Annotated in this window: 8 protein-coding genes; 5 read left to right on the forward strand and 3 right to left on the reverse strand. The window is 40.8% G+C overall.

Annotated features, from left to right (window positions below; all coding sequences use genetic code 11):
• Positions 1-115: 115 nt before the first annotated feature.
• The 4 genes from LPB86_RS17205 (at position 116) to LPB86_RS17220 (ending at position 4,172) form a co-directional block, all read left to right on the forward strand.
• Complete coding sequence (locus tag LPB86_RS17205; protein ID WP_230646217.1) at positions 116-328, forward strand: hypothetical protein; 213 nt, start codon at positions 116-118, stop codon at positions 326-328.
• A gap of 120 nt (positions 329-448) precedes the next feature.
• Entirely contained in the window at positions 449-1,111 is a 663-nt protein-coding gene (locus LPB86_RS17210; protein ID WP_230646220.1) for a GDSL-type esterase/lipase family protein, read from the forward strand.
• 107 nt (positions 1,112-1,218) lie between these two features.
• A complete protein-coding gene (locus tag LPB86_RS17215; protein ID WP_230646222.1) occupies positions 1,219-1,665 on the forward strand; it encodes a Panacea domain-containing protein in 447 nt (148 codons plus the stop codon).
• A gap of 71 nt (positions 1,666-1,736) precedes the next feature.
• Positions 1,737-4,172: an AsmA-like C-terminal region-containing protein gene (locus tag LPB86_RS17220; RefSeq protein ID WP_255695577.1), complete on the forward strand. Its 2,436-nt coding sequence runs from the start codon at positions 1,737-1,739 to the stop codon at positions 4,170-4,172.
• Positions 4,173-4,176: 4 nt separating this feature from the next.
• Here LPB86_RS17220 and LPB86_RS17225 read toward each other — a convergent pair whose 3' ends face one another.
• The gene (locus LPB86_RS17225; RefSeq protein ID WP_230646229.1) at positions 4,177-5,961 is read right to left on the reverse strand and encodes a 7TM diverse intracellular signaling domain-containing protein; all 1,785 of its coding nucleotides are present in this window, start codon (positions 5,959-5,961) and stop codon (positions 4,177-4,179) included.
• A gap of 266 nt (positions 5,962-6,227) precedes the next feature.
• Here LPB86_RS17225 and LPB86_RS17230 point away from each other — a divergent pair, with 266 nt between their 5' ends.
• Entirely contained in the window at positions 6,228-6,542 is a 315-nt protein-coding gene (locus LPB86_RS17230) for an RNA-binding protein (protein WP_230646231.1), read from the forward strand.
• Positions 6,543-6,637: 95 nt separating this feature from the next.
• On the opposite strand, the gene pbpC is transcribed toward LPB86_RS17230, so the two are convergent.
• Positions 6,638-9,010 carry a penicillin-binding protein 1C gene (gene pbpC / locus LPB86_RS17235; protein ID WP_230646234.1) on the reverse strand — a complete coding sequence of 791 codons (2,373 nt, stop codon included), beginning with the start codon at positions 9,008-9,010 and terminating at the stop codon, positions 6,638-6,640.
• Positions 8,989-14,574 carry an Ig-like domain-containing alpha-2-macroglobulin family protein gene (locus LPB86_RS17240; RefSeq protein WP_230646238.1) on the reverse strand — a complete coding sequence of 1,862 codons (5,586 nt, stop codon included), beginning with the start codon at positions 14,572-14,574 and terminating at the stop codon, positions 8,989-8,991. The genes pbpC and LPB86_RS17240 overlap by 22 nt, the downstream gene beginning before the upstream one ends.
• Between the last annotated feature and the right edge of the window lie 34 nt (positions 14,575-14,608).

Genomic DNA, 14,608 nt, shown 5'->3' on the forward strand with positions numbered 1-14,608 from the left:
TGTTTAAGCTACCCTTAACTACAACAAGCTCCCTGCTTTCTGTATTACGGATCTTCTAAACAATTCGATTTGTAAGGTGTTGTTAAGAGACACCTATTATTAAAAAAATAAGATTATGAATACGCCAGAAAACGAAAACGAACAAGAAGAAAACAAAAAAATAGTTTACAAAGAAACTACGCTTGATGATGATGAGACGCTGAGCAGTGGCGAGACTTCATCTTCAACTGGTTCCGGACGTTCTGCATTTGCACATACACCGGAAAGGAAAAACAGACCGCTGGGTACAGGCCATGAGCCTGGGGTAACACCAGGCAGGGATTTTTAATGATTCCATTAGCGAAAAAGGTACAGGTATAAATTAATTACTTGTACCTTTTTTGTTTAGTATGCGCTTGGTATCATTGAAATTGTTATTTTCATCTCAAATAAAATAAATTCTAAACGGATGAAAAACTTCTTCTGCCTTCTTATAGCTCTTGTGTTAATTACCGGGCTTGCTTCTGCACAAACTACTTACCGTTTCTATGACGATGTGCAGACCATCAAAGAGTACGATAAAATTTATAAACCCACTGAAAACCCTGTATTATTTATAGGCAGTTCTTCGATCAGGAAATGGGATGATGCGGAACGGGTGTTTGCGCCTTTTAATGTTTTGAACCGAGGGATTGGGGGTGCGGTAACGGATGACATTACCCATTACCTTAATGATCTGGTTTTTCCTTACAAGCCGCGTCAGATTGTATTGTACGTAGGAGAGAATGATTTACCAGCGGCAAATGTTACTGCTGATTCTGTTTTAAATAAGACCATCAGGTTATACGATGCCATAAGGGCTGTTTTACCAGAGATACCTATTGTGTACATTAGTATGAAGCCTAGTCCGAGCAGAGAAAAGTACGTACAGAAAGCAATGGATGCAAACCAGCTGATTAAAGCTTACCTGGCCAGGCAAAAGAACACCGTATTTGTTGATATTTTTCCGCTGATGCTGACTAAAGATGGCAAGAACAGGCCTGAATTATTTGTGAGCGATATGTTGCACATGAATAAAGCCGGCTATGCCATTTGGGAAAAAGCAGTAAAACCCCATCTTTTGAAATACTAATCTGTAAGAAATGGTGCTACTTCTTTAAAATGATAAAAAATAATATACTGTTTATTAATTTTTAAATTAAAGTGTATATTTGTGATATTAAGTATTACATTAGAGAGATGAGTTACCCAGTTTTAAATATCGCAAATAAAATCATTGCCAGTAATGATGCAAGCCAGGGAGAGATAATTTCGAACTTAAAGTTGCAGAAGCTTCTTTATTACATGCAAGGCTTTTTTATAGCGGTGTTTGACAGGAAGCTTTTCGAAAATGAAATAGAAGCCTGGCAATATGGGCCGGTTGTAAGGGAAATGTATGAGCATTTCAGAACCTTTGGATCAGGCGCAATCACCTTGACCGAAGATGCAGAAATTGCAAGTCTAACAGATGAAGAGCATCAGCTGTTTAAGGATGTAATGGATGAGTACGGGCAATTTTCGGCCATTAAATTAATGAACATGACGCACGAAGAATTGCCCTGGAAAAAAGTTTTTAACCACACGCCACAAGGCGAAATTTCTTACGATTTACTAAAAGAATACTTCAAAACTCAAATTGTTGAGTAAATGAGATCATGGGCGTAAATAAATGTTCAAACAAAGTTTGGCATTTTGCTGTTTGTTTATAAAATACCCACATGCCTCGCTGGATCAAAATCGCCCTGAAAACTTTGGCCGTCCTTATTGTAATCATTATGGTTGCATTTTTGGGAATGGCTTATTACGTGAATAAAAACAATAAATCTTTACTCTTAGCGGTTACCAAACAGTTAAATTTAAATTTGAACGGCACGTTGACTATCGGCAGTATGGATCCTACTTTTTTAAAAGGGTTTCCGGGGATTAGTTTACGCTTGAATAATGTGTTGATGCAGGATAAATCTTTTGCGGCCCATAAACACAGGTTGCTGGAGGCTAAGGACTTTAACATTTCTGTGAATACACTTGCGCTGCTGAGGGGTGCCATTGAAATTAAAAAGATAGAGATCACTGATGCCACTATTTATTTATATACCGATACTACAGGGTACAGCAATACATCTATATTTAAAAAAAGAGACAAATCAAAACCCGTAGCTGCTGATGACGATGACGGTTCTGCTACAGAGCTGAGGAAATTTGCTCTAAACAATGTAAATTTTGTAGTGGACAACCAGAAAGGGCATAAATTATTTCAGTTTGAAATACAGAGCTTAAAAGGGAATATGGATTATCCGTCTGAAGGATGGAAAGCTGATTTCCAGTTGAAAACACTGGTAAAAAGCTTAGCCTTTAATACGAGAAGAGGTAGTTTTATTAAGGATCAGTTATTGGAAGGGCCTTTTAACGTAACTTACGATGAAGATAAAGAGCTGATTACAGTGCTCCCTAATACCTTGAATATTGGCAAAGACCCTTTTATTATTGGTGCCCGCTTTGCTTTAGGGGAAGATCCGACAGAGTTTTCTATCAACATTACCGCTAATGGGATTTTATGGCGTAATGCATCTGCATTGCTGGCGCCAAACATCAAATCAAGGTTGGATATGTTTAACCTGAAAGCACCAATAGATGTGAAATGCGATTTAAATGGTAACATGGGTCCGGGTGGTGACCCTAAAATAAACGTGGTGGCACAGGTGAGGGGAAACGTACTGACGATGCCTGGTGGCGTGGTGCAGGACTGTGATTTCACTGGGGTTTATACCAATAATTTTGTGAATGGGAAGGGTTATAATGATGAAAATTCTGCCGTTAAACTTTATCATTTTGTAGGAAACTATGAAGAAATGCCATTTACCATAGATACGGCTTCAATTGATAACTTTCTTAAACCTATTGCGACAGGTACTTTTCAATCACAGTTCCCGATTAAAAAACTGAACAATGTACTGGGGCAGGATTTACTACATTTTACTAAGGGTACGGCGAACATCAAGCTAACTTACAAAGCTGATATTGTAAACTACAAACTAAACAAGCCTATTGTGAGGGGAGTGGTTGACATTAAAAATGCAAGCCTAAACTATGTACCCCGCCAGCTTAATTTTACCAATACTTCTATTTCTTTAAATTTTACCGGCCCCGATTTATTTATTAAAAACATCAGGTTGCAAAGTGGCAGGAGCGTAGTAGCCATGGAAGGTACCATCAAAAACTTTTTAAATCTTTATTACTCTGCACCGGAGAAAATTATATTGAACTGGCAAATTAAAAGTCCGCAGTTACATTTGGCAGAATTTATTGGTTTTTTAGGCAACCGGACCTATGTAAATACACCTGCTAAGGCCAGTAAAAATACATTTTCGAAAGATCTGAATGCCGTATTTGAAAGAAGTAAAGTAAATATGCACCTGCAGGTAGATAAAGTGTACTACAATAAGTTTTTGGCCACTAATGCGGTTGCGGACTTGCTGGTTACGGAGAGCGGCATCAACATTAGAAATGTGAGTGTAAACCATGGTGGTGGTACTTTAAAGCTGAATGGGAATTTACACCAAACAGGTGCACAAAGTAAATTTGCGATTAACACCACTTTGAGCAATGTGAACATACAACGTTTTTTCTACGGTTTTGAAAACTTTGGATTAAAGTCCATTACATCTGAAAATTTGCGGGGCAACTTGTTTTCTAAGGTAAACATTGGCGGTACCATTTCCAGCAAAGGGAAGCTGCTACCAAGCTCGCTCAACGGCAGTATTATATTTGACCTGAAACAAGGTGCATTGTTAAATTTTGATCCCATTACCAATGTAGGGAAGTTTGCTTTCCCTTTAAGGGATTTGAAAAATATCCAGTTTAGAAATTTAAACGGGAAATTTGATGTAAGGGGTGAAAAGATTACCATAAACCCCATGCAAATAAGCTCTAACGTGTTAAATATGGACGTTGCGGGTATTTATTCCATGAATAAAGGAACCAACATTGCCGTGGATGTACCACTTAGAAACCCTAAGAACGACATAGAAATTGAGGATGTGGCCGAACGCAAGGAAAAAAGGATGCGTGGCATTGTGTTGCACCTTTTGGCTACAGATGGTGAAGATGGTAAGATTAAAATTAAGTTGAACCGTAACAGGGATAAAACCAAATAGGAGGCTATAGGTCTTCCGGATTTTCTTTTTTGATTGGAATGTTAATGACCACTGTAGTTCCTTGCTGAAGGATGCTGTTCAGTTCTACCTCTCCCTCATAAAAGGCAATTTTTGAACGGATGCTTTCCAGGCCTTTCCCTTTCACAGCTTCTCCTTGCTGATCAAAGCCATTACCATTGTCTTCTATAATGATTGATATGGTATCTGAATGTTCTATAATTTCCAGGTAAGCATGACTGGCGGCTGCATGTTTAAGAATATTGTTGAGCAATTCCTGAATAATCCTGAACAAATCATTTAGAAAATAAACAGGGTATGCTTCCGGATTTTCAAATCCAAGCATGGTACTTTCAAGCGAAATTTTATCAGAAATATTGATCTTGTAAATCAGGTCTTGTAACGCTTTTTTAATTCCAAATTTTTCTATTGCCCAGGGTGTAAGGTTATGGCTTAGTGTGCGTATGGTTTGCGAAATATCTTTGAGTACATCCTGAGCATGTTGCAGTTTTTCGGGTGTTTTTTCATTAGAAAGACCTCTGGCATCCAGGGCTGTTGAAACCTGCAAGGTAGCAATGGACAGCATGGCGCCAACGTCATCGTGCAGCTGATCGGCGATGATCCTCCTTTCACTTTCCTTTGTTTCCAGGATACTTTCCGTTAGCTGTTCCTGCTTTTTATTAAAGGCAATGAGGAGCTGCTCCCTGTCTTTACGATAGGTGTTGAAGCGGTAAGCTAATCCAAAAATGAGAATAACCGCTTCGATGAAAATCCCGGTTTGAATGCCAAAATTGGAAAGGTAATTGTTTGCCACATCACTGGAACCGGCTTGCACCATGATTTCGGACATGGCGCAGGTTAACAAAGCAAGGGTAGAAATGAGGTAAAACCAGGCCTCTCTGTTACCCGATTTAATTTTTTCGATGATGCTCAATATCATGAGCAGGGTAGTGGAAAGCCCTGCAACCAATAATATTTTAAGTAAGAACAATACTAAGGTTGGATAGGCCACGTAATTTACCGGAACCAGAAACAAGCTGAGCATGGAAAACAAAAATACCTTAAGCCAGTTAATGGGCCGGTACAATTTACTTTCTTTAGTTTGACCGATAAATGCCTGCATAAAATGCAGGAGCATTATAGCAAAAAGGCAATTAAAAACGGGTCGGGACCTGCTTGCAAAATAAATGGATTCTGGCCATAGGTACTGGTAGCCATATCCTTTATCAGCAATTACCCATAGATATACAAAGATAAGGTACAGTACATAATAGAGATACAACTTATCCTTTACGGTAACATAAAGGAAAAGCCCGAAAATAACCAGCAAACATACACCACCACATAGGATTCCATTTAGGAAATTATTGGTGTTTGTTTTTTGGTTAAATTCATAGGCCTTTGTAATACTTAAACTTAGCTGCAAAGATTCATTGTGCTTATCTACACGGATTAAATACAAACTGTTAGATTTTTTTTCTGTTTGTAAGGGCAAGATATAAAGCGGATGGGGAATGGGCCGGGAAGCAAATTTTCGGTGATCTCCGGTTTGGTATCTCCGGATTAAAAATCCTTTATGATATTGGTATACATCCAGTAAATTGATCAGCGGACTACCCATAATCAGATAGGTGCTATCTGTTACAGGGGGCACTTCTACGGCCATCCAATAGACAGATGAACTAAAGCCTAGATTTAAACGTGCTCCTTTTACGGGTTTAAATTGACCTTTTTTATAAAAATTATAAGCATCCAGAGCAGTTAAAGTCCTGTTTTTATCTTCTAGGATCATGCGCTTACACAACACATCATTTGCTTGCAAAGGTGTACTTATACTATTGAATAGGGAGAAGCATAAAAAAAGAAACAGGGAGTTATAGCCTGAAAATTTAAAAGGACAGCGCTGTAGAAAAACGATCATTAGAAAATTAACTGCAAAATTTAAAACATAATTGGATGCCAATTGTCATCTTGAATATAAATTGTAGGTTTAACTTACACTCGCATTGCAATTTAAAGGATTTAATTGGTTATATTTGTGCAAATTTTTAAACATTAATGAAGATATTTATTACAGGCCTTCCTTTAGAAGTAGGGGAAGATGAATTAACGGCCGTTTTTGGTGATTTTGGTCAAGTAAAATCACTTAGGATTATCAAAGATCGTGAGACTGGTCAGAGTCGTGGATTTGGTTTCGTAGAGATGCCAGTTGACGAGGAAGCCAGAGAAGCCATTAAAAGAATGAATGGTGGCGATTACAATGGTAACCGTATTAAAGTTGCTGAAGCGCAAGAAAAACCAGGAAACGCAGGTGGCGGAAACGCTGGCGGTGGTTTTAAACGCAACAACAACAACAGAGAAAGAAGCTATTAATTAGCTTTTTCTTTTTGGCTTTCTGAGCATTTAATGTTGAGCAATTGACATTACGCATATAAAAAAACCGGTCGGTTAAATTCGGTCGGTTATTTTTATTTATCATTCTCTTTTTCCAGTATAGTGAATTGCTGAATGAGCCTTTCTCCTTTTTCGTCTACCAAGGTTAGCGTATGTTGACCAGGAGCTGGGCTGAGGGATAACTGATGAAAACTGCGCGTGGTAGCAATATAATCGTTATCTATATGCCAGTATAACTTTGCACCGGGTTCTCTGTGTGTAGCATTAAAAATTACTTTTCCCCTGCTGCCATCCAATTCTATTGGAATGTATACCGTAGCATAGTTTTTAGGATAAATGATTTCCATCATACTGTTGCTGCTTTGCGGACTGCAGCCTTCCATAAATGGCGGTAAGGTTTTATAATCGCTATGCTTTACCTTATAATAGGATTCCATGGCTGGTGGCAAAATGAACCAGGATTTATGAACCATTTGATCCACGGCTTCGCATTCGTCTGATACTTGCCATCGGCTGCTTCGGTCCAGATGTATGAGCTTATGAAAAGGGCAGAGCACGGTTTTTTCGCCGGCAATGGGAACCAATTGTTCTTGTTTGTCCAAACATTGCAGACCTGGTTTATACCCGCTTTGCCTGCAGACCAGCATTTTCTTTAATTTGTGCCGGGGTGTTTCAAACCATTTGCCTGCAGGGAGTTTTCTGAAAATATCAAAAAGAATTGGCGCGGCTGCATCTATACCTGTTAAGCCCGGTCTACCTTCGCCATCTGCATTGCCTACCCACACGCAAACCACATAATCTGGGGTTAAACCAACTGCCCAGGCATCACGAAATCCAAAACTAGTACCGGTTTTCCAGGCAATCCTTTGTGAGGAAGAAAATTGTTGCCACAATCCTTCTTCGCCAGGTCGCATCAGCTCTTCCATGGCGTTAAAGGTATTCCAAATGGATCCATGGTCCAGCATGCCGGTAAGCTCAGGTTTCGGCTCCTTATGGGGATTATTTTGGAAATATACAGGCGCGTCATAATCTGCCGGATTGTATTTCCCCTGATATTCATTGTAATGATTTAAAGATCTGGCCATCCCCATATATGTTTTGGCAAGATCCCACATGGTGACTTCGCTGCCGCCAAGTATCAATGAAAGACCGTAATGATCTGCCGGTTTAGTAAGGGTACCAATACCCAGGCGTTTAAGTTTGTCGTAAAACCGCTGGTACTTATAGGTTTGCAGCATTTTAACTGCAGGGATATTTAAGGAGCGGCTCAGGGCAAGGTCGGCCGGAATTGCACCATCATAACCAAGGTCATAATTTTGTGGCGTATAGCCACTAATCTGGGTAGGGATATCGGGGATAAGGGTATGGGGCAGAATGAAGCCGTCGTTAAGCATACTGGCATATAAGAGTGGCTTTAATGTGCTACCAGGGCTTCGTGATGCCTTAATCATATCGACATGACTTTCAAAATCAACATGCTCTGGCTGGTAGGTATTGCCTACGTAACTAAGCACAGTACCTTTACGTACATCCAGCACCAATGCGGCTACGTTGTTGATGTCATTTGCCTGGTAACGGTTTTGATAGCGCTTTAACAAGGCATTAATGCTAAGCTGAAGGTCATAATTTAATGTGGTGGTGATCCTGTTGGTAGACAGGCCCAGAACCTTTGATTCGGACCTGAACCTGCTCAATAAATGTGGTGCGTTTTCAGGCAAAGGCATCGGTTTCCCCGGGAGGGGTTCAAATTTCGCTAAATCTGCAGAAGACCTGTCAAGGTAATGGAGCCGCACCATTTTATCTAACAAGTCGTTCCTTTTTTTTATGAGCCTTGCGGTATTCTTACCGGGATGCACCAGGGAAGGACTATTGGGCAGTACAGCTAGTGTAGCCATCTCTCCCCAGGAAAGATTTTCAGGACCTCTACCATAGTATCGCCATGAGGCGGCATCCAATCCCACTACGTTACTGCCAAAGGGGGCATTGGCCGCATACATTTTTAAGATCTCTTGCTTGGAGTAGCCCAATTCAAGTCTGACAGAAAGGAGGAGTTCAATGAATTTTTGGCCCAGGGTGCGGTTTTCCTTTCGGGAAAGCCTGATGACCTGCATACTGAGTGTACTGCCGCCGCTTACGACAGCTTTTGCACGTAAATTTACCCGTATAGCCCGTATCATAGCCAAGGGATCTACCCCGATATGACTGTAAAAGCGCTTGTCTTCAAATGCGGTAATACATTTGATAAACTTATCTGGTACTGCCGAAGCAGCAGGAAATCTCCATTGGCCGTCTTTTGCTATAGAAGCGCTGAGCAATTGCCCGTTAGACGCTTCTATAACGTAAGAGGTTGGACTTACAAAGAGTTTAGCCGGCAGGCAAAACCAAAACCAAACCAGCAAGACCAGACAAATGGCATCGCTGATGATTATTTTACGACCTGTACCCATTGACCAGCTTGAGTTGCAGAAATGGTGTTGTTATACATCGCTTCGCACTGTATGGCAGATAAGTAAAACTTACCCAGGTAAGATGCATTTAACAACACCTTATAGGTAACAGTTTCATTTTCCCGTAAATTGAAATACGTAAACACCCGGTCATCACGAATATCTCTGTAACCATATGGGGACGAAGCCAGGATACTTTCGTTATCGTTTAACCTGGTGTTGATGATTTCCCATCCGGATGGAAAGATTTGCGTAAGAGCCATTTGCTCATAATAACCCATTTTTCCTGGATTCTTGATCGTTACTTCGGCATAAAAATCTAAACCTTGCTTTAATACCGTAGGGTCTATTGTTTTGCCGTTGAGCAATTTATAGTTAACACCCATAATTAACGCATCTGTATTGTTTGGAAGGAAATTGTTTTGACCTGCAGCTGGTTGTCCTTGCAAAATAAGCCTTGCAAACAGTACACGCTGGCTATTATTGGTAACTGATGCAGTCCTGCTTTTGAATAAAACCGGTATACTACTCATGTATTTTCCGGAATTGTCTGATGCTTTTTTACCATCCAAAACGTAGGTATAGGCCAATTTAGCTGCAGAAGTGGTTTGGCCGCAGAATTTTGCAATGGCCAACAAACTGTATGCGGTAGTTTGTGTGCTGTACCAGGTATCCTGACCTAATTTGGAAGCCAATGGTTGCAGCAATTCTGCTGCTTTTCCTTTTTGTCCCAACAGGGTAAGGGTTTCCAGGATCATGGCTTCATCTCTTGTGTCTGAGCCATAGGTACCACCCATTTGATTGTAAGGCTTAACAGCAGTTGCCAATCCCGCTACAAGTTTATTGGCCGCATCCGTTTGCCCGGCTAATTTATAGGCAGCAGCCAGTCTCCATTTTGCACTTTCAGATAAATACTCGAAGGCACGCAATTTGTTCATGGCAGCCATTTCCGGACGTTTAGCCAATGCCAATACATACAAACGATACGATTGCAACAAGTCACCCCCATAAAAATTGGTACTGTTGGGTGCCCAATTGCCTGCTTTGTTTTTTAGGTAACGAATTAATTCATCCATACCCACCGGTACGGTATAGCCCGCATTTTGTGCTTCTATTAAAAAGTGTGCAGCATAATTGCTTCCCCATTCATCTGAACTGGAGGCACCGGGCCAGTAGCCAAGGCCACCATCAGTAGTTTGGAAACCACGTAGTTTTTGAATAGCTACTTTGATGTTTCTTTCTTTTTCTGTTTTCTGCTGTTCTGACAATTGGGTAAGCTGCTCTAAAAACAACTGTGGAAATACAGATGAGGTGGTTTGTTCTACACAGCCATGAGGGTATTGCATCAAGTAACTTAACCTCTTTTTAAGGTTAATAGGAGGAATAGCAGACAATTCCAGGTTGCCACTGTTTGTGCCGGCCATACCTGTTGGTTGATAATTTACAGACCATGTTTTACCAGGTTCTATCATTTGAGAAAGTACATTGGTTACGTAAGGATTTGGATTTCTAATGTCCATCTCTACATCGTAAACCGCAGTTTCACTGCCACTTTGAACTTTCACCTTAACTTTAGCTATACCTATACGTTCTGGTGCTTTGACCTCAAAGTAAGCCATTTGTTCTCCTGGTTGTTTAAAGAACATTGTTTTAGCCGCACTGCCCTGGATCAACAGGTTTTGCGCCTGAACACTCAGCGTAACATTTTTTAAAGCTGCTTCTGTAGTAAATACAGTGACTGGCAGGGTAAAGCTTTCTCCGGGACCAATAACCCTTGGTAAGGTAGCCAACAGCATCAGTGGTTTTTTAACTTGTACAGATTTTTCTGCAAAGCCATATGCACCTTGCTGACCAGCAACAACCATTACCCTTACGGCACCGATGTATTGAGGCAGCTTAAATTTATGCGTTTTAGTTTCGCCTTTACCGATAGCAAATGGCCCCATATACTTAACCACAGGTGCAAAGCGGTTGGCTTTGGCTGGTTTTAAATTGCGGTTGGCACTGCCATCACCACCAATGCTGAGGATGCGTTCCAGATTGCCGCCCCAGGCGCCAAGTACTTCATCAAACAAATCCCATGTTTTTACCCCAAGACCTTCCCGTGCATAAAAAACAGCATGTGGGTCTGGTGTTTTAAATCTGGTAAGGTCAAGCAAACCTTCATCTACGATGGCGATGGTATAGGTCATGGCTTTACCTGTTTGTTCCTTTACCGTAAGTGTAGTTTCCGTTTCTGGCTTAATTTTATCTGCCATTTGCAGCACCGGTTTGAGGATGGTTTCGGTATATTCTACCAGGATAGGAATTGCCCCATACATCCGGATAGGCAAATCATTGACCGTTTGGGCATGCGGTTGCAGCAACGTAATATTGGCAAATACGTTTGGTGCCATATTTTTCTCTGCCTTGAAAGTAAACTGGGTTTGTCCTTTTTGGGTTTCTGTCCAAAAGGTTTTTAATACTTTACTGCCATTTTCAATGGAGATTAAAGCCCGGCCGCCTTTTCCGGAAGGAATAGTCAATACCACATCTTCGCCAACCTTAAACTTAGCTTTATTGGCCGTAAAAGAAAGCATGGATGCTTCAGTAGGGTTGCTGCCTTGTTCTCGCTGCGCCCATCCCGGCCAATCGATGTACACCGATTTTCCGGTAACATGCCCGCCATTGTAATCTCTTACCAGAATTAGGTAACGGCCCCATTCTGGCTCATCGATCCGCAGGTTGTAACTTCCTTTGCCATCCAGTAGCGTAATGTTTTCTGTAGTGATGAGTTTGTTGTATTGGTTTTGAGTAAAGTTAGCGTAGGCATCTTCTCCATCACGTTCCCACCACCAGCGCCACTGCACTTTGTATAATTCCAGGCCTACTGTTTTACCTCCTTTAACGAGTTTGCCATTTCTATCTACATTGACAATGTCAATTTTATGGTCTTTACCCGTAACCAGCATACCGCTTAATTTATCACCTTCTGGGGCCTTGATGCCATAATAGTTGTTATACAAGTGATACGGGATGCTAAAATTATCAATACTGAAATTTCCGCCGGCTTCAAATACCTTGGTGCTAAAGTTGGCCCTTAGCATACCCGGTGCGGTTTTGTTTTCTTCCAGACTGGTATTAATTACTGCCGAACCATTTTCGTTTAAGCTACCTTCAAAAATAGTGTTGACCTGTGATTCGAATTTCACAGTTGGATTATCAAACGTGTAAGCCTCAAAACCTTTAAAGGTGGTAGTCATGGTATTTAAATTGACATCTACCTTTGCTTTTAAATTCTTTCCTGGTGTGCCAAAAAGCCATGTAGCAGTAAGGTTGGCTGTAGAAGCCGGTCCGCTGCTAAGGTAAGTACGGTTGCCAATATCAAAGTTTATTTTTAACCGGTTTGGCATCACCGTTTCTATTTTTAAAGTTTTGGTAAAGGTAGAACCTCCGGCTTTAACTTTTGCGGTCCAGTTTCCGGTAGGCGCAGTATTATCCGTAGCCGTTTTGATGGCATAAAACCCATTCAACGTTTGGGTCTGCACAGCCTTTTTTACCAGTTGGCCACTCGGATTGTACAATTCAAATGAAATGGGATAGGAGCCGGGTAATTTTTTTAATTTATCTTCCAGGATAAAGGACAAGAACAAGGAGTCTCCTGGTCTCCAAACGCCGCGTTCGCCGTATAAAAATCCTTTTAAGCCATTCTGTACCAAATCTCCACCAACATCAAAGCGACTCAAAGGCAAAGCATTGCCATCATCCAGTTTGAGGTAGCCGCGCTCTTTTCCATTTTTAGCAATTAGCAGGAATGGTTTTCGTTTTAAATCAAATGTAGCCAAACCATCTGCATCAGTTTTTGAACTGAATATAATTTGACGCTGGTAATCCACAAATTCAAGTTCAACACCGCTTAAAGGTTCAGCAGTTAACAGATCTGTAGCAACGATGAGCATACTGTTGTCGTTTCCACGTTTGACCACCAAACCAATGTTAGAGGCCAGTAAATTTCTGCTTGCCCATCTTTCACTGGTATAATAGGAGTCTGTACATGGATTGTCGCGATCCTCCCATCTGTAGTAATTGGGATAGCTACTGTTATACTGGCTCCAAAAATCGTCGTCCTCGTCAATTTTCTCCCCATAATTCTCGTATCCTTCATCCCCTCCATCAGCAGACTGTTCTTCTTTGCTGCTGCTGTTACAATCGAATACGTTATAGCTGTGCCTGAACCCGAGCGTAACCCTATACATAGCACCGGGTTCAGCTTTAATGATCTTATCCAGATCTAGTGTAAAGCGGTTCTTTTTATGAAGATCAAGCGCTTTATCTTCATCAAGTCTGATGGTTTTTTGTACCACAGGTTTACCTACACGACGCAATTCTGAACCATCTTTGTAATTGTTGGTTTGAAAGAACTGCGGAATGTTATTTTCATAAATCCTGATGACCGTTACATCTACTGCTTTTAAATTGACGGTTTCAAAAGGAAGCACCAGTTTACCTGAATTGGGTAGGATGGTTCCATTGCCGGAGATGGTAACTGAAGGTTGTTTTTTTTCAAAGACGATGTTGGCATTTTTTGCAGCTTCTAATTTCTTGCCTTCGATATTCTCTATACCCTGATTGGCATAGACGGTATAGTTTCCATCTAATGTATTGGGCGCGTATATTTTTACCTGACTGGCGTCAATGGTATAACGTGTATCTGTAACGCCATTGAGACCCACCAGTCCGTTTAAGTCTTGCCCAACGCCTACAGGTTCCGAAAACTGAATTAAGGCATAATCTTCCAACTGCTGAACAGCCTTAATATTGAGTACCTTAAAAACGCCCAATTTAGGAACCTCTACAACTTCTTCTCCTTCATTTTTGGCGTCTATGGCGTCACCAGACCATTTTATGCTTAGTTTTTCTTCTGTATTGGTTTTCTTGATGCTGTCTATGCTGAAGATGGAGCTGTTTTTGGCGGGGTTATGCTGCCATTTGATTTTAAGTTTTTGAGGGAAATCCAGTTCGATTGTTTTTTCCAGTTGTTTTGTATCTTCTTCATCAGAAGTGATGATTTCGCCGCTCAGTTTCATATACTCCATAGAAGTATTGTTTTGGGAAACCAGGCCATTTTGGGTTAACATCATGCCGGGGTTGATAACCTTAAAATCGAACTCGAACTCTTCCTGACCTTTTTCGGTTTCGGTAACCGCTTTTAAATTGAAGGTGGCTGTATAAGTTTCTCCTGGTTCCAGGTTTTCATCGGGCCTAAATTCTACCGTCTGGCCGTCAATCCAATATGTTTTACCTTTTATAGAAGGCGAAAAATCAAAGAGTTCACGCTCATCTGGTTTCCCTGCATCATTCATGGTACTTACCTGACTGGCAAGATGCAACCTGATGTAGCTTTTCTTTGAAATGGTGCCAGAGGTATACGCCTCTATATATTTGGCATAAGCCTGATTGTAATCGTCTGGTTTGGATTTCCTGAAAAAGAAAAATGCCGCCAGACCCAACAGAACAACTGAGATGGCAGCAATAGATAGTAATTTCTTATTTTGCTGGATAAATGTAGAGAATGAATTTTTCATAATTTTCATGTATTGGTAGATACAGCTGAAAATT

The organism is Pedobacter sp. MC2016-14 (assembly GCF_020991475.1).
Taxonomy (GTDB): Bacteria; Bacteroidota; Bacteroidia; order Sphingobacteriales; family Sphingobacteriaceae; genus Pedobacter.

Coding starts and splice junctions, on each gene's coding strand:
- LPB86_RS17205 (WP_230646217.1), top strand. CDS start 116: ATGAATACGCCAGAAAACGAAAACGAACAAGAAGAAAACAAAAAAATA.
- LPB86_RS17210 (WP_230646220.1), top strand. CDS start 449: ATGAAAAACTTCTTCTGCCTTCTTATAGCTCTTGTGTTAATTACCGGG.
- LPB86_RS17215 (WP_230646222.1), top strand. CDS start 1,219: ATGAGTTACCCAGTTTTAAATATCGCAAATAAAATCATTGCCAGTAAT.
- LPB86_RS17220 (WP_255695577.1), top strand. CDS start 1,737: ATGCCTCGCTGGATCAAAATCGCCCTGAAAACTTTGGCCGTCCTTATT.
- LPB86_RS17225 (WP_230646229.1), bottom strand. CDS start 5,961: ATGATCCTAGAAGATAAAAACAGGACTTTAACTGCTCTGGATGCTTAT.
- LPB86_RS17230 (WP_230646231.1), top strand. CDS start 6,228: ATGAAGATATTTATTACAGGCCTTCCTTTAGAAGTAGGGGAAGATGAA.
- pbpC (WP_230646234.1), bottom strand. CDS start 9,010: ATGGGTACAGGTCGTAAAATAATCATCAGCGATGCCATTTGTCTGGTC.
- LPB86_RS17240 (WP_230646238.1), bottom strand. CDS start 14,574: ATGAAAAATTCATTCTCTACATTTATCCAGCAAAATAAGAAATTACTA.